This is a genomic window from Pseudomonas hormoni (assembly GCF_018502625.1).
Classification (GTDB): domain Bacteria; phylum Pseudomonadota; class Gammaproteobacteria; order Pseudomonadales; family Pseudomonadaceae; genus Aquipseudomonas; species Aquipseudomonas hormoni.
This window is the reverse complement of record NZ_CP075566.1, coordinates 670,688-691,269: the sequence shown is the minus strand read 5'-3', so window position 1 is coordinate 691,269 and position 20,582 is coordinate 670,688. Positions and strand designations below refer to the sequence as shown.

Here is a 20,582-nt window from a genome sequence, read left to right as displayed (position 1 = left end):
CCTCACGCCCTGAGCCTGTCCGTCAACCTGTGACTACCTCCATCGGCGCCTCTACCAACGTTGATCTGCGCCGCGTTAAAGCCTGCAAGTAAGCCATCTCGTCATAGACAGTGCTGGTTTTCCAGCACTGATAGACGATTCTGATCCACTTAAAAGCAAGTGCTCTCAGCGCCGCTTGGTATGAGCATCCTTTTGCCCGCTGCGGCCGATAGTAAGCCTCGGCCCACGTTGATTGAGTGATGCTGTGAGCGGCCCATTCGACAAAAGTCTGGCGCAAGAACGTTGAGCATTGGTAGCGCCAATGCACCACTTTTTTCTTCCCACTGCGCTGTGTAACCGGTGCGATCCCGGCATATCGCTGCATCGCATTGGCGTCGCTAAATCGATCACGTTGTTCACCAAAAGCCACCATCAGGCGCGGCGCAAGATGCTGGCCGGCGCCAGGGAGCGCCTTAAAGATCGGGTAATCGGCCAAGGTGTTGGCCGTTTCTTCGATCTCGCGATCAAAATCCTTGATGGTGGAAATGAGCCCTTTGAGTTGCGACGCCAAGGCTGTCGCGTACAGCTGCGAAGGACGTATCACCCCCGGATCCTGCGTCAAAGGCATCGCTTTGGTGATGATTTCCCAGCGCGTTTGATTGAGTTGAGCATGACGAGCGTTGTGCTCATTAAAGAACTTGAGAAAAGTACTCTGGCGAGAACGCTTGATGTGCTCAAGCGTGGGCCAGCGCATTAGAAAGTCACAGAACACCACGGTGTCATGATTGCCAAACAGCTCCAGGGCCAATGGATAATACTGTTTGAGCGTGCAGATCAAGCGGTTGCTGACCTTCACTCGCTCATCAACCAGTGCACGTCGATGTTCTGTCAGGCTGGCCAAAATACGCATGGCTGGACTTTGCGGCATCAACTGGGGAAATCGTAGGGGATGAGTGAGCAACAGCTCAAGCGCCCATTGAGCATCGCTCGGATCATCCTTGGCACCGCTGCCGACAAAGGTTTTACGGTGTCTGGCCAAGGTGCTCGGATTAATCGGAAACAGGCAGAAGAACTCGTATTTTTGCAGGGCTGCCACCAACGGACCCTTGTTGAGTTCAAGAGCAATCGCAATCGGAGCGCCGTAGCGCTCAAACATCGATTTTGCCCAACGATCAATCGATTGGGGCGTGTGATCGATGACAGAGAAGTGCCGCTGGGTTTCCCCACCGACCTGCAAACACACGTCGTGCTTGGTATCTGCCCAATCTATTCCGATATAAGCAGTAAATTTCTGAGACAGGAGCGTTTCCATCAACAACCTCCACAGGCGCTAAAGTACATGCAGGGACATGCATGCTTACGTCCAGCGAAAGCGATATAGAGAGCCGTGTCGGGCTTTCCCTGAGGATTCGTTAGAGGGCGCAAGCACACCTGTGGGCTCGAAGGTGAGGAGGTAATCATCGCGTGCTTGAGAGGCATATTCGTAGCCCACAGGTGCATGTTCCTTCCTTGATTAAAACTGACTTCCAGACACCGAAGGATGGAAGAGGAAAGGAACGGACAACCTATATCGAGAGGCCGAGTGGAGGTTCTGCGCAGTGGGCAACCCGGCATGGATGCCGGGTTAGCCGCCCCCGGCCATGGATGGCCGATGGCGGCGGGCCCACGGAGCAGGACCGGAAGGAGGGCATGCCGAGCATTAGCGAGGCACCGAACGAAAGGGGCAAAAGCGCTTGGTTACTTGGCGCTTCTCCAAGTAACCCGCTGTAAGAGCGGAACCGCCAGTGGCCGCAACCGCAGCAACGGATATGCACCCGATCAAATCGGCACTTCTGTATTCCCCCCCGAGAGTCCATGAAGAACCAAATAAAAACCCCGACCAGTCACCTGATCGGGGTTTTCTTTTACCTTCGTTCCCGCTTAGTGCGAAACGCGGCTAGTACCATCAACAGTAGCAATCCGCACCCGCTCACCGACACGGAACACTTCATTCTCCTGAACCTGCTGCACATAGGCACGCATGCTGCCATCGTCTTCGCGAACGGTGATTTCAACGCCCTGGGCGCGGGTCAGGCCTTCTTCAGTGGCCGAACCGATCAGGCCGCCCGCAACGGCGCCGATGACCGCCGCAACGATACTGCCGCGACCGCCGCCGATAGCGCTGCCACCAACACCACCCACTGCTGCACCGGCGAGGCCGCCGATCGGGGTCTTGGTGCCTTCGATTTTCACCGGACGCAAGGATTCGATGGTACCCATGCGAACGGTCTGCACACGACGCGCTTCGTCACGGGAATAGGAGTCACCGGTCAAGCTCGATTGGCAGCCAGTGAGCAACATCGCCATCGTGGAAAAGGAAGCAACCAGCAGAACAGACTTACGCATAGCATCAACTCCAAAGGACAGGTATTCATTAAACTCCGCAGCTTGACGCCTGTCACGACGTGGCCCGGATAAAATTGGTTTGATTCAGGCCAGGTACAGGCGCCTCCACGAACTCAGCAAACAGTAGCGGCAAATGGCGCAAGCTGCGCCGCTGAACCAGGGATTGTCATGGATTACTTCATCATTGTCGTCACCACTGTCGCCGGTCTGTACTTCCATGGGTGGTTGTACGTACGGATCAAACGCTGGATGGACCGCGACCTGGCGTTAGCCTTGGCTGGAGACGACGAGCATAAGAAAGTCTTCATGCTCCAGCAACTGGCGAACGCTCAAGCGCAGAAGATCAAGCGTCGGGACCTGCCTCAGTGGCTGGAGGCCGCTGCGGCAGGCTATCCCGGTCGGTAGACTGCTTAGGGTGCCAGACGTTCAAGAATCCAGTCGGCGCCCTGCGAGCGGTAGTTGAGGCGATCGTGCAGACGGCTCGAACGGCCCTGCCAGAATTCGATGCGCTCAGGCAGCAGGCGATAACCGCCCCAGTGCTCGGGGCAATGAGGCTGTGTATCGCTGAAACGTTGCTCGGTGTTCTTGAGCAGCGCTTCCAGTTCGGCGCGATCGGCGATCACGCGGCTTTGCGGTGAAGCCCAGGCGCCGAGACGGCTGCCCAGCGGCCGGACCTGAAAATAGGCATCGGACTCTTCAGGCGTGACCTTTACCACCCGACCTTCGATGCGCACCTGACGTTCCAGGGCCGGCCAGAAAAAGGTCATGGCCGCGAACGGATTCGCGGCCAGGTGCTGGCCCTTGGCGCTGTCGTAGTTGGTGAAGAACGTGAAGCCGTGTTCGTCCAGGCCCTTGAGCAGCAAAATGCGGCAATGCGGCCGACCGTCCTGGTCGACGGTGGCCAGGGTCATGGCGTTGGCTTCCACCGGCACCTGCTCGGTTTTCACCGCATCAGCAAACCACTGATGGAACAGCGCGAACGGCTCGGCCGGGGCTTGTGCCTCGGTCAGGCCATCTCGGGTGTAGTCGCGACGCATATCAGCCAGGCCCTGGGTCATGGCGCATTCCTTTTGGTTAACGAATCACTTTTTCACAGCATCGGCGGCAACGACTTTCTTGTCAGTTGCTGCGGCTTTGGCCGGCGCGGTCTTTTTAGCCGGCGTCGCAGTCTTGGCCGGTGCCTTCTTGGCGGCGGCTTTCTTGGCCGGGGCTTTTTTCGCAGCAGGCACTGCGGCTTTCTTCGCGGCAGGTGCAGGCGTGACGGGCTTGACCACTGGCTTGACGTCCTGGGCTGCGACCATTTTGACCGGCGCCGGGGCAGGCATGTTGTATTTGCTCAGCAGCGCGACCATGGTGTTTTGCGGAGTCACCAACAGTTCAACGCGACGGTTCAAGGCACGGCCTTCATTGCTGTCGTTCGCTGCACGCGGGGCTTCGCCGCCCATGCCACGCAGCATCAGACGATCACGTTGCAAGCCGCTGAGACGGAAGATTGCCGCCACGGCTTGTGCCCGTTCCTGGCTCAGTTTCACGTTGGCCGGTGCGGCACCCGAGGTATCGCTGTGACCGAGTACCAGCACGGCCGTCTTCGGATCGACTTCGAGGATTTTCGCCACGCGAGTGAACGGACCCAAGGTAACCGGCAGCAACATGGCCGGACGGTCAGGGTTGAACGAGCCTTCTACCGGCGCGATCACCACCAGCACGTTTTCACGACGCTCGAGTTGCAGGTTGCTGTCCTTGATCGCCTCGCGCAGGCGCGGTTCGTAGTCATCGAGCCAGGCCTGGGTCACTTTCGGATCAGGCAAAGGCACAACTTTGGCGGTGCTTTGCTCTTTGCCGCCGAACGGCCACCACCATTTGCCACCCGCGTCGGCCTCAGCCTTGGCCACTTCGACCGGCTTGGCTTCAGATTTTACCTCTGGTTTTTTATCGAGCACTTCATCGGAACCGAACGGCCAGTACCAATGGCTGGAGCTTTCAGCCTTGGCAACCGGGGCCGCAGCGACTGGTTTCACAGGTGCCGGGGCCGGAGCCGGCTCTTTTGCCGCGACTTTGTCCGAGGACCCGAACGGCCACCAGCTGCTGCCATCCGAATCATTTTGTGGAGTCTGCGCACAACCGGTAACAGCGACACACAGGGCCAAAGCGAGGGTGGTTTTATTGAGTGACATTGGATATCCACAAAAATGAAATCATAAAAAATCAGGCCGGCATGACCCGGATAAACAGACGCTTGGAAAACATAAAGGCCTTCGGGTTCCGGCCCTGGAACCCGTGAGCGCGTTTTACAGACAAGTGGCCAGTACCCGCGCAAGGTTTTGCGCGCGCGGATCCATCAAGACGTAAGGCCCCAGTGTATTTGTCACAAAACCGAAGGCGACATCGTGCTCAGGGTCAGCAAAACCGATGGAACCACCAGCGCCCGGATGGCCGAACGCTCGTGGGCCGAGGCAATAAGTGGCGTTGGGGACGTCCGGTTGATCGAGCATGCAACCCAGGCCGAAGCGGGTGCGGGTCAGTAAAGTCTTGTCTTCGCCGAGGCTGTGTTCGCGGGTCAGCTCGTCGAGCATCTCGCTTTCCAGCAGGCTGCCGTCGAGCAGACCGGCGTAGAACCCGGCCAGGCTGCGGGCATTGCCGTGGCCATTGGCCGCCGGTTGCTGCATGCGCCGCCACTCGGGCTTGTTGGTGCTGGTCAGGACCGACGGCGGGTTGGTGAAGGCCCGCGTGGTCATGGCCGTCGGTTCGCGCATCGTCACTTGCAGCAGGCGCTGCGCGGCAGCATCGCCGACGTTGCCCTTGCCGCGGGCGATGTGCGCCACGCGATGGAATTCTTCATCCGCCAGACCGACGTGGAAATCCAGCCCCAACGGTTTGGCGACGCGGGCCACGATCGACTCGCCCGGCCCACGTCCGTCGGCCCGACGCAGCAACTCGCCGACCAGCCAGCCATAGGTGATCGCGGCATAACCGTGAGCGGTGCCCGGCGTCCACCACGGCGATTCGGCCGCCAGGGCGTCGACCATGGTGTGCCAGTCGTAAAGCGCCTCTGGAGCCAGCAACTCGCGCAGCGCCGGCAGACCGGCCTGATGGCAGAGCAATTGACGCAGGGTGACGGATTCCTTGCCGGCGGCAGCGAATTCGGGCCAGTAGCGGGCAACCGGGGCGTCCAGTTGCAGCTTGCCTTCGGCCACCAGTTGCAGGGCCGTGACGGCGGTGAAGGTCTTGGTGCAGGAGAACAGGTTGGCAATGGTGTCGCTGTGCCAGGCCTCATGGCCATCCTTGTCGGCGGTGCCGGACCAGAGGTCGACGACAGTTTCGCCACCGACCTGGATGCACAGCGCTGCGCCACGTTCCTGGGGATCGTCGAACAACGCGGCGAACGCCTCACGCACCGCTTCGAACCTGAGTTCGTAATGACCCTGAATCTGCACCCGCTACTCCCTCGGACAAAGCTCTACAAAGTGGCCCGCATTGTTCCAGCCATTGATGGTTTTGGGAACAGGGGCGGGCTGGGCGGTGTATCCGTCCATAGAATTAAACAGAACCCTTATGTGGCGAGGAGCTTGCTCCCGCTGGGCTGCGAAGCGGCCCCAAAAAGGGCCTGCTGCGCAGTCCAGCGGGAGCAAGCTCCCTCGCCACAGGGATATCAGCGATTAATGGCCATTCCCGGAATGCCCACCCGCCTGCCCGGTGCCCTTCCCCGGGCCTTTGCCGGCTTCAGCTTTTCGCCCACCCACGGCATCGTGACTGGCTTTATCCGCTTCAGCCTTGGCCTTCTCGGCCTCTTTACCCAACTGATCAACGGCCGCCAGGTTGCTCTTGCGCACACTGTCGACAAAGCCCTGAAACGGCAGGTCGGTAATGCCCACCAGACCAAAGTGCCCGTTTTCACCGTCCAGCAGACGGCCGGTCACTGGTTGATCGAGGTACTGGAACCAGTGCACGCCAACAATCGACGGCTCACTGAGCGCCTGTTTCAGGAAGTTGGCGTACGCCGGGCCGCGGTCTTCTTCCTTGGCCAGTTGCGTCACGCCGCCCCAGAACGGGCCACGATCGGCCGAGCCGAAGTTGAATTCGGTAATCAGCACCGGCTTATCCAGGCTGCGCAATTTCGCGAAATCGTAACCGTCCTGCGGTTGCAGGGTGTACATGTTGAAGCTCAACACATCGCAATACTGCGCGCAGGAATCCACGGCTTCCGGGGTGCTGATGGCAAAGCGACCGCCCAGCAACAGCTGGTTCGGTGCGTGCCACTTGAGCGAGTCGGAAATGGTTTTGAAGTACGTGTCGGCAAAGACCTTCTGGAAGTATTTGAAGTCGGCCTCGATTTCCGGGTGCTCGGCGCTTGGCAGCGGTGGCACGAAGCCCGGATCTTCCATCAATTCCCAGGCCGGCAGGTCGATGCCCCAGGCTTTGGAAAGGCCCGCCTGATTGCGGTATTTGTCGCGTAATTGCTTGAGGAACGCGCGTTTGGCCGGCACGTCGGTGGTCATTTTCAAGGTGCCGTAGGCCAGCGCGTAGCGGGCTTTCGGGTCGTCACCGGGACCGGCCCAGGCCAGTTCGTTGTCGGCGAAATAACCGATCAGCCACGGGTCGTCACGATGATCACGGGCGGCGATGGCCACGGCACGCTCGGTGGCCATGGCGAAACGCGGGTCGAACGGGTCGGGCATGCCGCCCCACCAGTCGGTGCCCGTGCTGATGCTGGCGTAATCGCCGACGATCGACAGCGGCAAGGTGTAGGGCACGCGATCAGCGTTGGCCAGTGCCGGGGCGCTCCAGTTGCCGACGGTGTTGAAACCCCAGGCTTGCAGGCGATCCAGGGTGTGACTGGCCCAGCGTTGTTCATCAATCACCGCTGTGCAGGGCTCGGCGGGTTTCTGCTCAGCCGCTTTCGCGACCGTTGCTTCCTCTGCGCCGGCCTTGGCGGCTTCGGCAACACCGGATTCGGCCGTGGCAGGCAGGACGGGTTGCTCAGCGGCTTTTTCGACCGTCGCCTCAACCGCGTCGGCCTTGGCCGCTTCGGCGACACCGGCCTTGGTGTCGCTGCCCAGCGCGCAAGGAGCGCCATACAAACGCTGCAGGTTGGCGCCATAGAAGTCGTACCAGCGACCGGCGTTATAGGCACGGCCCTGATCGACGCCATTGCCGCCACGGTTGTCGCCTTCGCCAAAGTGACTGGCCAGCGGCTCGTCGGGTTTCGGCAGTGACTCAAACATCCATTCGCGGCCGGCGATGTAGGTCTGGTTGACGTCCGGGGTAATGGTGTTGACCCCGAGCGAATAAAACGGATGCCCTTCCGGCGTCACGAGGTACCAGCGACCGTCACGTTTCTCGGTGCGGAAAAAGCCACTGGCCTTGAACGACGGGCCTTTTATCCAGCCACCGAATTTGTCCAGCGACGACTTCTCGCGCTCGGCCAACCAGGTTTTGGTTTGTTGCTGTTCCTTGGCGGCGGCGCTTTTGAGTTGCTCGTCGCTGCTGACCTTTTCCGGCCATTTGGCTCGAGTCGATTGCCCGAAAGCGTCCACCAGCCCGCCATAAACGGCTTGGGTCACACCCTCGCCGTCCTGTACGCCAAAGCGCTCCAGCAGAATACTTTGGGCGACTTTCGGCTGATCCATCGACAAGGTCACCGACACCACCTGGCTGCGATCCAGTTCACCGGCGCTGCTGGCCAACAGGATGCGTTGTCCGTCGACTGTCATCGGCATCGGCGGCCCGGCCTTCATGCCCAGGCTCAGCGGCGAAGTGGCAACCAATGGCACCAGCAGGGTTTGTGCAGGACCCGCCGGCAGGTCAACGCGACTGATCAGCGTCTTGCCATCGTTGCTCTGGATTTTCACGTAGAGGGTCACGGCCCAGTTCATCGCGCTCTGGATCCGCAGGCTCATTACGCCGGACTGCGACCAGTCCCAGGCGCCGGTCTGCGGGGTCAAACGCAGGGCTGGCTGTGCCACCGGGTTGAACGTCACCCGACGCAGCACTTCGCCTTCGGCCGTTTGCTCCGCATTGGATTGCGGCAGGCTGGCGTCCTGAGTCGCCACCTGGACCACGTCGGCGGGGCGCACAAAGTTGAACAGCGTCTGCTGGCCTGCGGGAGCGGCCAACAAGGGCGTTGCGAACAACAGGGCAAATACGGCGGGCAAGGAACGGCGAATCATGAGAACGAAATTCTCCCTAACGACCTCAATGGGCCAGTGGAAAAGCGATGGCAGAGAGATAGACAACGCGGCGGGCAGATTTGCCCACCGCTGTATCAGGAAATTTCTCGACGAAATGGCGGCAACGCATTGAGGATCGCTTTGCCGTAACGCTGGGTGACCAGACGTCGATCGAGCAAGGTGATGGTGCCGCGGTCTTCTTCGGTACGCAGCAAGCGACCGCAGGCCTGGACCAGTTTCAGCGAAGCGTCCGGCACGGAGATTTCCATGAATGGATTGCCGCCACGGGCTTCGATCCATTCGGCCAGTGCCGCTTCGACCGGATCATCGGGCACCGAGAACGGAATCTTCGCGATGACCACGTGCTCGCAATAGGCGCCGGGCAAGTCGACTCCTTCAGCAAAACTCGCCAGGCCGAACAGCACGCTGGAATCACCGCCATCGACGCGCGCCTTGTGCTTGTTCAGGGTTTCCTGTTTCGACAGGTTGCCTTGAATGAACACTTGTTTGCGCCAGTCGCGGTCGAGACCGTCGAACACGTCCTGCATCTGTTTGCGCGAGGAGAACAGCACCAGCGTGCCGCGCGAACCTTCGACCAGTTGCGGCAGGTCTCGGATGATCGCTGCCGTGTGGGCCGGCGCATCACGCGGGTCGGCTTTCAGGTCCGGTACGCGCAGCACACCGGCGTCGGCGTGATGGAACGGGCTCGGGACCACGGCAGTCACGGCTTTTTTCGGCAGGCCGGCGCGCATGCGGAAGCGGTCGAAGGTGCCGAGCGCAGTCAGGGTCGCCGAGGTTACCAGTGCGCCATAAGCCACGTTCCACAGGTTGCGACGGAGCATTTCCGCCGCGAGGATCGGGCTGGCGTTGACCTCGATGTCGAACAGCGAACCGCTTTCGGCCAGAGTCAGCCAACGCGCCATGGGCGGGTTGTCTTCCGGGTCTTCGGCGGTGAATGCGACCCACAATTCCCAGTTGCCCGAAGAGCGCGACAACAGGCTGCCGAACAGCGGATACCACTCTTCGGCCTGGTTGCTGGCGATGCCGATGTTGACCTCGCCGTCCATGCCTTCCTTGAGCAATTCGGTGAGCCGGGTGAACAGATCGGTGAGACGGGCAAAGCCTTTCTTCAACTCGACGCCCATCTCACGCATGTGCTCGGGAATCACCCCGCCGACGAAGCGGTGACGCGGCCGTTCACGGCCCTCGACGTCTTCGCCGGGTTTGAAATCGGCGACCTGTTCGCAGGCAGTGAACATAAACTGTTGCTGGGTCTTGATCTCACGGGCCAGTTCCGGCACCTGCTCGATCAACTTGCCCAGATCGCCCGGCAGCGGGTGCTGGGCGAGCAATTTGGTGAGGTTCTTGGCGGTGGTTTCCAGCCAGTCGGCGGTGGAACGCAGGCGAGTGTAGTGAGCGAAGTGGCCGATGGCCTTGTCCGGCAGGTGGTGACCTTCGTCGAACACGTAGATGGTGTCGCGCGGGTCCGGCAGAACCGCACCGCCGCCCAATGCCAGGTCGGCCAGGACCATGTCGTGGTTGGTGACGATCACGTCGACCTTGCCCATGCCTTCGCGGGCCTTGTAGAAGGCGCACTGGCCGAAGTTAGGGCAATGGCGGTTGGTGCACTGGCTGTGATCGGTGGTCAGGCGCGCCCAGTCGGCGTCTTCCAGGGCCGTGGACCAACTGTCGCGGTCGCCGTCCCATTTATTGCCGGCGAGCTTCTCGATCATGCTAGTGAACAGCTTCTGGCTGGCCTCATCGACCTCGATCTTGAAGCCTTCTTCTTCGAACAGCTGCGCGGTGGCGGTTTGTGCGTGACCTTCCTGAAGCAGCATATCGAGCTTGGACAGGCACATGTAGCGCCCACGGCCCTTGGCCAGGGCGAAGCTGAAATTCAGCCCGCTGTTGCGCATCAGGTCGGGCAGATCCTTGTAGACGATCTGTTCTTGCAGCGCCACGGTGGCGGTGGCGATCACCAGGCGTTTGCCGGCGGCCTTCGCGGTCGGGATCGCCGCCAGGCTGTAGGCCACGGTCTTGCCGGTACCAGTGCCGGCTTCCACCGCGACAATCGCGGGGTCGCCACTGCGCCGGCCTTCGTCGTCGGTGTCGATGTCACCGAGGACCTTGGCAATTTCGGCGATCATCAGGCGTTGGCCGTAGCGCGGTTTGAGGCTCTTGGCTTCAAGAAAACGCGTGTAGGCGCCCTGGATCGTGGTTTTGAGTTCAGTGCTGATCATGGTTGTCGGGCGCAAAAAACGCTGGATAAATTTTCAGTGGTTCGGATCGGCGGCTATCATACCGCGCTAATTAATCCCGCGCAGAACGGAGTACCCCAATGACACCTTTTGGCATCGTTTACCCCCTGCATGTCCTGTCCGCCCTGGTGTGGGTCGGCGGCATGTTTTTCGCCTGGATGGTCTTGCGGCCCGCGGCGATGAAGGCGCTGGAGGGCCCTGCCCGCTTGAAGCTGTGGGTGGAAGTGTTTCAGGGTTTTTTCCGCTGGGTCTGGGTCGCGGTGGTGCTGTTGCCGATCAGCGGCGTGGGCATGATTCATCTGCAATACGAAAGTTTTGAAACCGCGCCGCGTTATGTGCAGGTGATGATGGGGTTGTACGTGGTGATGACGGCGCTATTTATCCGGATTCAGGCGTTGCTGTTGCCGGAATTGCGCACGGCGGTGGCGGCGCAGGACTGGCCGACGGGGGCTGCGGTGCTGGGGAGGATTCGCAAGTTGGTGGGGGTTAATTTGATCGTTGGGCTGGTGTTGGTGGCGATTGCCGCGGCCAGGCCGATGTTCTGAGTAATACACGGTCCTTGCTCCCGCTCGGCTGCGAAGCAGTCGTAAACCGGTTACCGCGTACATTCTGAATAAACGCGGTCACCGGTTTTGGGGCCGCTTCGCGACCCAGCGGGAGCAAGCTCCCTCGCCACAGGGGTTCTCGGTGGTTCTTACAAGCGCTGAACAGTCACAGAACCCGCCGCACCCGCAGGCCCCGGCTGGCCGTCAGTGCCAGGTTTGCCGCTCTTGCCGCCATCGGCCTTGTAAACCAGGCAACCCTTGGCCTTGCCGCCCGCCCCCGGCTTACCGCCAGGACCGGCCAGGCCACCCGTGCCGCCCGCCACTTGAACCTTGATCTGCTCCGCCGGGTAATCGCGCGGCACTTCCAGCCTGACCAGCGCACCCGGCGCACCCGGCTGACCATCGCTGCCATTGCTGCCATCGGCCCCGCGGCCAGCCTGGCCCCAGGTGCATCCCGGTGCCTGGCCGTTGGCGCCGTCGAGACCGACAAAACCCGGTGCCCCTGCGCCACCGCGTGCATCAACCAACAACTGCGGTGCGTTCAGTGCCTTTATCTGCACATTCAGATTGCGCCCCGAGCGGGCCGCCTTGAGGTAAGTGCCCGGCGCGCCGCGAGCGGTGATCTGGCTGCCTTCGGAAAGCTCGGCACGGTTGATCTTCAACTCCAGGGCATTTTCGCTCGGCACGATGGCGATCCGCGCTTCGCGCCCCAGGTGCAATTCGCCCACGGTGACTTCGGTCACGTTCGAGGGAATCAGCAACGTGCCGTAATCGGCCACTTCCAGGCGTTCCAGCTGCAAGGTGCTGGCGGTATTGGGCAGGCGCATCAGCGAGTTGGTTTCGACGCTGACCACTTGGGCGCAGGCGAGCGGGCTGATGAGAGCGGCGAGCAGACAGAGTTTACGCATGGGATGCCTTTGGTACGGCGGGAGCCGGAATGGTTTGCAGGTGGAAAACACCGAAAAAGACAATCTTCAAGCGATCACGCCAAGGGTGGGCGCGACCTCTGAGGCTGCGGAAACAGAACACCGCCTCAAGCAGATGAAGGCACGCCAACAGACCGCCGGCCAGATTGACCAACAGGTGCAGCGGATTGACAAACGGCGTCATCAGATTGACCAGCACCACCAGCCAGAACAGCAGGGTCAACAGCTTCCCCAGCCCCCAAAACACCTTCATACGCTCCCCCGTTGAGAATTATTCTTTGCGCGCACAGTAACGGCTTCCACGCGGGATAAGCCAGAGGGCAACGGAAAATTCTTCATGAAGGCCGCCGAATGGCCGTCGAAACCACCGCAATGGTTGCCCGACGGCTCTATCACACGGCTCAGCGATTGATGTGCAACTCCACGCGACGGTTTTTCGCGCGTCCTTCATCTGTTTCGTTATCAGCCACAGGCTGACTTTCGCCCCGGCCTTCGCTGGTGAGTTTGTTCGGCGCCAGGCCCATACCCAACAGATAAGCCGCCACGCTGCTGGCGCGTCGTTCCGAGAGCGCCTGGTTATAGGTGTCCGAGCCCACGCTGTCGGTATGGCCGATCACTTTGATGCTCACCACGTCGGCACTTTGCAGTGTGGGCATCAGTGCATCCAGGTGACTTTGCATCGAGGGCGTCAGGTCGGATTTATTGAAGGCAAACAACACGTCGCCCGTATCGCTCAGGGTGATGACTTCGGTTTGCACAGGTTTCACGCTGGCCGGGTACTGCGGCAGCGGACAACCATGGTGTTCGACCGGGGTATTGGCCGGTGTGTCAGGGCAGCGATCGCGTCGATCGAATACACCATCGCCGTCTTCATCGCCGTCCTGGGCGTAACAGATCAAGCCCCCAGTTAAGATACCCAGTGCCGCTCCGCCCGCCGCCCAACCGCTACTCTCCAGAGCGCCCAGGCCTCCACCGACCAGACCGCCGATGACGCTGCAGATCGGCCAGGTTCGTTGATTGAGGGGGGCAGTGCCATCGCTGTGAGTCGTGCAGCCGGTCAACAGGCTGCCAAGCAGCAGAACCGGCAAGAGGGTCCTTGGGAGTAGGCTCATGGTTGAAAGCTCCTGTGTTACCGGCAGATGCCGGTCACACAGGAGTAAAGACCCGCATCCGCGACTGCACAAGCCGCGGAGCGGAAGGGACTCAACGCTCGATTTTAATTTCGGTACGACGGTTCAACGAACGGCCGTCAGCGGTTTTGTTATCGGCAACAGGCTGGCTTTCACCGGCACCGGTCACAGACACGAAGCTGCTGCGTGGCACACCATCCTTGACGAGGTAATCAACGACCGAGTGCGCGCGACGATCAGACAGCTTCTGGTTGTAGGCATCGCTGCCCACGCTGTCGGTATGGCCAGTGACGGTCAGGCGTGCGGTGGACGATTCCTGTTTCAGGCGAGTGGCGACTTTGTCGAGTACCAGCTTGTCGGAAGGGGTAAGTGTGGCTTTGTCGAACTGGAAGTGAACATCGCGGATGACGATGGTTTCTTCCTTGACCACAACCGCCTCTTCAACCACTGGTGCAGGAACTGGTGGTGGGCAACCATCGGCATCGACCTGCACGCCTCTAGGCGTACCCGGGCACTTGTCGCGGCTGTCCGGTACGCCATCGCCGTCTTCGTCGCCATCACCGTGAACCCAGCAATAGGCTGCGGCCGTACCGCCGACCAGCAGCGCGCCGTACCCTGCCCATGCCGAGCTCTCGGTCGCGCCGAGACCCGCACCTACGACACCACCGACTGCCGCACAGGTCGGCCAGTCGGTTTTCTGCAAACCTGCGCAACCAGTCAACACACTGGTTAGCAGAACCAAGGGTAATGCTGTCCGAACTATGCTCATCTAGTTTTCTCCTGAGGGATCGGCTTAGAACCGATTCAGGGAGTAAAGACCCGAGTTTTAATCTCCGCCAGCAATAGGCCATGCCTGTTTTGTCCCGTGTTCACGGGTGATCGGCACTTTTGGCGCTAAGCCGCTCTATATCTGGGCGTTTGGGCAGGCTAGTCTTGGCGCTCTGATTGAGGATCTTCGATGATTGCAGGTATTTCTTCGCGCACGCCACAGCAGGCGCTGGCCGCTTTGCTGGATCGTTACGCCCCGCCGCGCCTGTTGCTGATCGGCGCCAGTGAATTCCCCGCGCTTGAGGCGTTCAAGCTCGCGCACCCTGACACCTGCGTCGCCCATGCGGCGCCCGGGCCGTTGCCGGCCGAGTTGGCGGCGCGCCGCTTTGATCTGGCGCTGGTGGTCGATTGCCTCGAACACTTGCCCAAACGCGATGGCCTGAATTTGCTCGGCGGGATTCGCAACCTCAATGCCAGTCGCATTGCGGTGCTCGCGGACTTGCCGGCCAGCGGCTGGCAGGAGACGGATTTTTTCTCCCTGGCCCTGCAAGCCAGCGAACGTTTCCAGCGCGACGATCAGGTACTGACCCTGTTCACCTATGATCTGCTTGACTACAAACAAGTCCCCGACTGGCTCAACTCACGGTTCTGGGCCAATCCGGAAAACTTCGGGAAATATTGGTGGTAACGCGATGAGTACATCCATTTGCCCTTGCGGCAGCGGCACCCTGCTCGACGCCTGCTGCGGTCATTACCATGCCGGTCACCCGGCCCCCTGCGCCGAGGCCTTGATGCGGTCCCGCTACAGCGCTTATGTGATGGGCCTGATCGATTATCTGGTGGCGACCACCCTGCCCGCGCAACAAGCGGGCCTGGATCGGCAGTCCATCAGCGACTGGAGCGCCCAAAGCACCTGGCTGGGTCTTGAGGTGGAAAGCGCCGAGGTGTTCGGCGGTCAGCCGGAACACGCGTTCGTGACGTTCACCGCACGCTGGCACGACGGCGGCGGCGAACACAGCCACCGCGAGCGCTCGTCGTTCGTGCAGAACGCCGGCCACTGGTACTTCATCGACCCCACCGTGCCACTCAAGGCCGGACGCAACGATGCCTGCCCTTGCGCCAGCGGGCAGAAATTCAAGAAGTGTTGCGCGGGGTATTTCGGCGCGTGAGATGACGCAAAAGATCGTCCGATCGCGGCCCGAGCCTTCGGCAGTTCCTACGGTGTGTACGCCATTCCAATGTAGGAGCTGCCGAACGCTCGGGCTGCGATCGGACGATCTTTTGGGGCTAGACTGGTGCTCAAGGGAGAAACATCACCATGACCACCCGACGGCGCGTCTTATATACATTCACCCTGCTCCTGTTTCTCGGGCTCGGCGGCTGCGCGTCCTGGTTCAGCGAGGATGAGCCCGAACCCGCCGTGCATCTGGTCAAGGTCGAAGTCGTCGAGGCCAAACTGATGCAGCAGCGTTTCATGCTGTACTTTCGTGTCGACAATCCCCGAGACAGTGACCTGACCGTGCGCGGCCTCGAGTACCGGATTCATCTGGGTGACATGCTGCTGACCGAGGGTGAGCACGAGCACTGGTTTACGATCAGCCCCAAACGCAGCGGGTATTTCAAGGTACCGGTCCGCACCAACCTGTGGCCGAAGGTGCGGGACCTGGTGAAGATGCTGAAAAAAGCCGATCAACCCGTCCCCTATCGGCTGGAAGGTGAGCTGGAAACCGGTGTGTTCATCGCGCACTACGTGCACCTGGCGCGCAAAGGCGTGATAATCCCCGCCGATTTAATTCCGGAGCACACCCGATGACCCAGCAACCCCACGTCCATGGCCCTGATTGCAACCACGACCATGACCATCACGACCACCATGATCACGACCATGGCCATGTTCACGGCCCGAACTGCGGTCACGCGCACCAGGAACCGGTACGCAACGCCCTGAAGGACGTCGGCCGCAACGATCCTTGCCCGTGCGGCAACGGCAAGAAATTCAAGAAGTGCCACGGCGCTTGATGCTTCGGGCGAAGAAATTCTTCGCCTGTTGAATCGCTATCGCGGGCAAGCCCGCTCCCACACTGGACCTGTGATCGACACAGTTCCCCTGTAGGAGCAAGGCTTGCCCGCGAAGAACGATTACGCGGTTTACCTGAATTAACGCGGTGCCTTCTTCGCGGGCAAGCCTTGCTCCTACAGGTTTACAGCTGTCATCAGGATCTGCGCACAGCGGACAACCGTCGCATACTCCCCCTGCAGATTCCCCAGCGACATGGCATGCACGTCCTCGGCAGAATGGGCATTACCAAAATAATCCGCCTTGTCGAACGTGAAACACGCATCCTCCGCCACCCACGTGTCAAACCCCAGATTACCGGCCGTTCGTGCCGTGGACTCCACCGAATTGTGGGTCGCAACGCCAACGATGACCAACTGATCGATCCCCGCCTCGCGCAACCTCGCCTCCAGGCCCGTCGCACAAAACGCATCCGGCACCTGTTTCTGAATCAGCTGCTCGCCGGCCAATGGCTGGAACCGCTCCTGAAACTCCACGCCCGATTGCTGCGGCCAGAACACCGACTCCGGTGAACGGGAAAGGTGCTGCACATGAATCACCGGTCGCCCGGTTCGACGCCAAAGATCCAGCAGTTCCAGAATCCGCGCCTCGGCCTGAGGATTATTTCGCCGGCCGAGCCGGGGCTCCAGGATGCCTTTTTGTTGATCGATGATGATCAGTGCCGCGTTGGTCTTGAGCTCCATGCCGACTTTTCTCACGCAAGGTCATTGAATTTCACGCACTTCAGCATCACCTCCTCCTACAGGCAAGCCTTCGATCGCAAACAGGACGACCTGATGCCCGCGGTTGCTGTCCATCCCTTACGACGTCTCTTGATGTGGAGTACTTCATGATCGACCTGTATTACTGGACCACCCCCAACGGCCACAAAATCTCGATTTTCCTGGAAGAAGCCGGCCTGCCTTACAACGTGCACCCGATCAACATCAGCCAGAACGAACAGTTCCAGCCGCACTTCCTGAAAATCTCTCCAAACAACAGAATCCCGGCCATCGTCGATCATGAGCCAGCCGATGGCGGAGAACCTTTGTCACTGTTCGAGTCCGGGGCGATTCTGCTGTACCTGGCGGAAAAGACCGGCAAGTTCCTGCCCAAAGACCTGCGCGGTCGTCAGCAGGCGCTGCAATGGTTGTTCTGGCAGATGGGCGGGCTGGGGCCGATGGCCGGGCAGAATCATCACTTCAGCCAGTTCGCGCCGGAGAAAATCCCTTACGCGATCAAGCGCTACATCGATGAGACGGCGCGCCTTTACGGCGTACTCGACAAGCAACTGGCGATCAACGAATTTGTCGCCGGCAACGAATACAGCATTGCCGACATGGCGATCTATCCGTGGATCGTTTCCCACAAGTGGCAGAGCCAGAATCTGGAAGACTTCCCGAATGTGCTGCGCTGGTTCAATCACATCCAGAATCGGCCGGCGACGGTGAAGGCGTATGCCCTCGCGGCCAAAATCAACCCACCAAAATCCTAAGAACGACCATGACCTGTGGCGAGGGAGCTTGCTCCCGCTGGAGTGCGCAGCACTCCCAATCCAGGCCCCGCTTTTCAACTGATGGAATGCGGTGTCTGGATTGCGACCGCTTCGCAGCCGAGCGGGAGCAAGCTCCCTCGCCACAGGGAGATCACTGACCTTCGCGTAGTGGTTTATCAGACAAATCCTGAAATAACCCCATACCCCGCTTGCGCGGCCTCCTCCTGCTCTCTAACGTAGCGCCTTTATTGCGCCTCTACCCCCGCAGGAGCTTTGCCATGGCCTCGCCAGCCCTTACACATTTTCTTCCCCGGTTCGGCGTTGCCGCAGCAGTGGCCGGTGTTTTGAGCCTGACCGGTTGTCAGACCTGGAACACCCAGGACACCCTCCCGCCGACCACCGGCGTGCAGCCGCTCAAGGGTCTGGCGCAGAACGTTTCGGTGCGCCGCAATGCCATGGGCATGCCGTTGATCGAAAGCAGCACGTTCCACGACGCACTGTTCACCCTCGGTTACGTGCACGCGAGCGACCGCATCACGCAAATGGTCACCCTGCGCCTGCTGGCCCAAGGCCGGTTGTCGGAGATGTCCGGCTCGGACCTGCTGGACGCCGACCGCTACATGCGCGCCGTCAACCTGAAGAAAAGCGCCGGCGAGCTGTACAAGGCCTCGTCGCCGCGCCTTAAACGCTTCTTCGAAGTCTATGCCCGCGGGGTCAACGCCTACCTGTTCCGTTACCGCGACAAGCTGCCGGCAGACCTCACGGCCACCGGCTACAAGCCCGAGTACTGGAAACCGGAAGATTCAGCGCTGATTTTCTGCCTGCTGAACTTCAGCCAATCGGCGAACCTGCCCGAGGAAATTTCCTCGCTGGTGCTGGCCCAAACGGTCACCACCGACAAACTCGCCTGGCTGACACCGTCCGCTCCCGACGAGAAACTGCCGGTAGCTGAAGCCGAAAAACTTCAGGGCCTCAAGCTGAACGGGGCGATTCCGGGGCTCGCCGAAATCAGCAAGGCCACCGGTCAACTGTCCGATCTGAATCTGCTGGGTGCCACGTCATCGAACAACTGGGCGATCGCCCCGCAACGCAGCCGCAGCGGCAAAAGCCTGCTGGCCAGCGACAGCCACGGCCCGCTGGGCGTGCCGTCGTTGTTCAGCTACGTGCAGATTCGTACGACGAAATATCAGGCATCCGGCGTGACCATCGCCGGTTTGCCGATGGTGCTGAGCGGCTTCAACGGCAAAGTGGCGTGGAGCATGACCTCAGTCATGGGCGACAACCAGGACCTGTTCCTGGAAAAGATCAAACGCCAGGGCAGCGGGCTTTCCTACGAAGTCGGCGGCAAATGGCAGCCGGCTATCGTTCGCAACGAAACCTATTTCGTCAAAGGCCAGCGGCCGATTCGCGAAGCGGTGTACGAAACCCGCCACGGACCGCTGCTCAACAGCGCCAAAGGCACAGCGTTGGATAACGGCCTGGGTTTGGCATTGCAGACGCCGAACTTCACCGATGACAAATCCCTGGACGCATTTTTTGACCTGTCCCGTGCGCAGAACGTCGAGAAAGCCTCGGACGCCAGCCGCGAAATCCGCGCGATCACGCTGAACCTGGTCTTCGCCGACGCCAGCAACATCGGCTGGCAAGTCACCGGCCGTTACCCGAACCGCCGCGAAGGCGAAGGCCTGCTGCCGTCGCCGGGCTGGGAGGGTCGTTACGACTGGGACGGTTACGCCGACCCGATGCTGCACCCGTACGATCAGGACCCGGCGCAAGGCTGGCTCGGCACCGCCAACCAGCGGGTCATTCCCCATGGCTACGGCATGCAGCTGTCCAATTCCTGGTCGGCACCGGAGCGTGGCGAACGCATGGCCGAACTGGCCGGTGTTGGCAAACACGACACGCGCAGTGCGATCGCGATGCAATACGATCAGACCACTACGTTCGCCGCCAAACTGAAAAAGATGTTTGAAGCACCGGGCATGGCCCAGCCGCTGAAGCAGGCTATCGAGGCACTGCCGGTCGCTGATCGCAGCAAGGCTCAAGAAGCGTTGACCCGCCTGAAGGCGTTCGACGGCAAACTCGCCCCGACCTCCGCCGATGCGGCGATTTACGAGTTGTTCCTGCAGGAAAGCACGAAGCAAATCTTCCTCGACGAACTGGGCCCGGAAAGCAGCCCGGCGTGGAAAGCCTTTATCGCCAACGGTAAGTTGTCCTACGCGGCCCAGGCCGATCACCTGCTGGGCCGTGAAGACAGCCCGTTCTGGGATGACACGCGCACGCCGCAGAAAGAAGACAAACCGGCGATTCTTGCCCGCAGCCTTGCAGCCGCCATTTCCGCCGGCGACAGCCAGTTGGGCGGCGATCACAAAGCCTGGCAGTGGGGCAAACTGCACCGTTATGAGTGGAAGAATGCCAGTGGCCAGACCGTGCGCGGCCCGCTCGCGGCCGGTGGCGATCACACCACGCTGAACACCGCAGCGTTCGCCTGGGGCCAGGACTTCAATACCACGCTGGCGCCGGCCATGCGTTTCATCGTCGACTTCGGCCAGGCCGAACCGCTGATGGGCCAGACCGGCACCGGTCAGTCCGGTAATCCGGCCAGCCCGAATTACCTCGACAGCGTGGAGCCGTGGCTCAAGGGGCAATATGTGAGTTTGCCGATGCAGCCGCAGAACTTTGACAAGGTGTACGGGACCAAGCGGTTGACGCTGACACCCGGAAAATAAAGGTCACCACGTCCAAATGTGGGAGCGGGCCTGTGTGGCGAGGGGATTTATCCCCGTTGGGTCGCGAAGCGGCCCTGAACCTGTGATTGCGGTATCTCATAAAAACCGCATTTATCAGGTTTGCGACTGCTTCGCAGCCGAACG

The 20,582-nt window shown here is 60.7% G+C and carries 20 protein-coding genes; 8 read left to right on the top strand and 12 right to left on the bottom strand.

What is annotated here, in order from left to right:
- Positions 1-22: 22 nt before the first annotated feature.
- Together KJF94_RS03155 and KJF94_RS03150 are read right to left on the bottom strand one after the other, a co-directional pair.
- On the bottom strand, positions 23-1,291 hold the full coding sequence (locus tag KJF94_RS03155; protein WP_214381103.1) for an IS110 family RNA-guided transposase: 1,269 nt from the start codon (positions 1,289-1,291) through the stop codon (positions 23-25).
- Between the two features lie 608 nt (positions 1,292-1,899).
- Positions 1,900-2,364 carry an outer membrane lipoprotein gene (locus KJF94_RS03150; RefSeq protein WP_017336812.1) on the bottom strand — a complete coding sequence of 155 codons (465 nt, stop codon included), beginning with the start codon at positions 2,362-2,364 and terminating at the stop codon, positions 1,900-1,902.
- A gap of 168 nt (positions 2,365-2,532) precedes the next feature.
- On the opposite strand from KJF94_RS03150, the gene KJF94_RS03145 reads away from it, so the two are divergent.
- Positions 2,533-2,769 carry a hypothetical protein gene (locus KJF94_RS03145; protein WP_017336811.1) on the top strand — a complete coding sequence of 79 codons (237 nt, stop codon included), beginning with the start codon at positions 2,533-2,535 and terminating at the stop codon, positions 2,767-2,769.
- Positions 2,770-2,774: 5 nt separating this feature from the next.
- Here the strand turns inward: KJF94_RS03145 and pdxH are convergent, their stop codons facing one another.
- The 5 genes from pdxH to dinG all read right to left on the bottom strand — a co-directional run bounded on the left by pdxH (position 2,775) and on the right by dinG (position 10,771).
- Entirely contained in the window at positions 2,775-3,422 is a 648-nt protein-coding gene (pdxH, locus tag KJF94_RS03140) for a pyridoxamine 5'-phosphate oxidase (protein ID WP_214381102.1), read from the bottom strand.
- 24 nt (positions 3,423-3,446) lie between these two features.
- Positions 3,447-4,538 carry an OmpA family protein gene (locus KJF94_RS03135; RefSeq protein WP_214381101.1) on the bottom strand — a complete coding sequence of 364 codons (1,092 nt, stop codon included), beginning with the start codon at positions 4,536-4,538 and terminating at the stop codon, positions 3,447-3,449.
- A gap of 114 nt (positions 4,539-4,652) precedes the next feature.
- On the bottom strand, positions 4,653-5,798 hold the full coding sequence (locus KJF94_RS03130; protein WP_214381100.1) for a serine hydrolase domain-containing protein: 1,146 nt from the start codon (positions 5,796-5,798) through the stop codon (positions 4,653-4,655).
- A 222-nt stretch (positions 5,799-6,020) separates the two neighbouring features.
- Positions 6,021-8,531 carry a beta-galactosidase gene (locus tag KJF94_RS03125; RefSeq protein WP_214381099.1) on the bottom strand — a complete coding sequence of 837 codons (2,511 nt, stop codon included), beginning with the start codon at positions 8,529-8,531 and terminating at the stop codon, positions 6,021-6,023.
- A 95-nt stretch (positions 8,532-8,626) separates the two neighbouring features.
- A complete protein-coding gene (gene dinG / locus KJF94_RS03120) occupies positions 8,627-10,771 on the bottom strand; it encodes an ATP-dependent DNA helicase DinG (RefSeq protein ID WP_214381097.1) in 2,145 nt (714 codons plus the stop codon).
- 98 nt (positions 10,772-10,869) lie between these two features.
- On the opposite strand from dinG, the gene KJF94_RS03115 reads away from it, so the two are divergent.
- Positions 10,870-11,334, top strand: a complete 465-nt coding sequence (locus KJF94_RS03115; RefSeq protein WP_214381095.1) for a CopD family protein — start codon at positions 10,870-10,872, stop codon at positions 11,332-11,334.
- Positions 11,335-11,483: 149 nt separating this feature from the next.
- On the opposite strand, the gene KJF94_RS03110 is transcribed toward KJF94_RS03115, so the two are convergent.
- The 4 genes from KJF94_RS03110 to KJF94_RS03095 form a co-directional block, all read right to left on the bottom strand.
- The gene (locus KJF94_RS03110; RefSeq protein WP_214381093.1) at positions 11,484-12,242 is read right to left on the bottom strand and encodes a collagen-like triple helix repeat-containing protein; all 759 of its coding nucleotides are present in this window, start codon (positions 12,240-12,242) and stop codon (positions 11,484-11,486) included.
- Positions 12,235-12,513: a DUF1145 domain-containing protein gene (locus tag KJF94_RS03105; protein WP_214381091.1), complete on the bottom strand. Its 279-nt coding sequence runs from the start codon at positions 12,511-12,513 to the stop codon at positions 12,235-12,237. Before KJF94_RS03105 ends, KJF94_RS03110 begins: the two co-directional genes overlap by 8 nt.
- A gap of 148 nt (positions 12,514-12,661) precedes the next feature.
- Positions 12,662-13,372, bottom strand: a complete 711-nt coding sequence (locus tag KJF94_RS03100; RefSeq protein ID WP_214381089.1) for a PA1041 family peptidoglycan-binding anchor lipoprotein — start codon at positions 13,370-13,372, stop codon at positions 12,662-12,664.
- A gap of 91 nt (positions 13,373-13,463) precedes the next feature.
- Positions 13,464-14,159 (bottom strand): PA1041 family peptidoglycan-binding anchor lipoprotein, encoded by a 696-nt coding sequence (locus KJF94_RS03095; RefSeq protein WP_214381087.1) that lies wholly within the window; start codon positions 14,157-14,159, stop codon positions 13,464-13,466.
- Between the two features lie 189 nt (positions 14,160-14,348).
- Here KJF94_RS03095 and KJF94_RS03090 point away from each other — a divergent pair, with 189 nt between their 5' ends.
- The 4 genes from KJF94_RS03090 (at position 14,349) to KJF94_RS03075 (ending at position 16,177) form a co-directional block, all read left to right on the top strand.
- Complete coding sequence (locus tag KJF94_RS03090) at positions 14,349-14,846, top strand: DUF6231 family protein (protein WP_214381085.1); 498 nt, start codon at positions 14,349-14,351, stop codon at positions 14,844-14,846.
- A 4-nt stretch (positions 14,847-14,850) separates the two neighbouring features.
- A complete protein-coding gene (locus KJF94_RS03085) occupies positions 14,851-15,327 on the top strand; it encodes a YchJ family protein (RefSeq protein WP_214381083.1) in 477 nt (158 codons plus the stop codon).
- A 149-nt stretch (positions 15,328-15,476) separates the two neighbouring features.
- Positions 15,477-15,971, top strand: coding sequence for an LEA/WHy family protein (locus KJF94_RS03080; protein WP_214381081.1), 495 nt, complete (start codon positions 15,477-15,479; stop codon positions 15,969-15,971).
- Positions 15,968-16,177, top strand: coding sequence for an SEC-C metal-binding domain-containing protein (locus KJF94_RS03075; protein WP_007906737.1), 210 nt, complete (start codon positions 15,968-15,970; stop codon positions 16,175-16,177). Before KJF94_RS03080 ends, KJF94_RS03075 begins: the two co-directional genes overlap by 4 nt.
- 174 nt (positions 16,178-16,351) lie before the next feature.
- Here the strand turns inward: KJF94_RS03075 and KJF94_RS03070 are convergent, their stop codons facing one another.
- A complete protein-coding gene (locus tag KJF94_RS03070) occupies positions 16,352-16,918 on the bottom strand; it encodes a cysteine hydrolase family protein (RefSeq protein WP_214381079.1) in 567 nt (188 codons plus the stop codon).
- 146 nt (positions 16,919-17,064) lie between these two features.
- Between KJF94_RS03070 and KJF94_RS03065 the strand changes: the two genes are divergently transcribed.
- On the top strand, positions 17,065-17,709 hold the full coding sequence (locus tag KJF94_RS03065; RefSeq protein WP_214381077.1) for a glutathione binding-like protein: 645 nt from the start codon (positions 17,065-17,067) through the stop codon (positions 17,707-17,709).
- 278 nt (positions 17,710-17,987) lie between these two features.
- Entirely contained in the window at positions 17,988-20,438 is a 2,451-nt protein-coding gene (locus KJF94_RS03060; protein ID WP_214381075.1) for a penicillin acylase family protein, read from the top strand.
- Positions 20,439-20,582 lie beyond the last annotated feature (144 nt).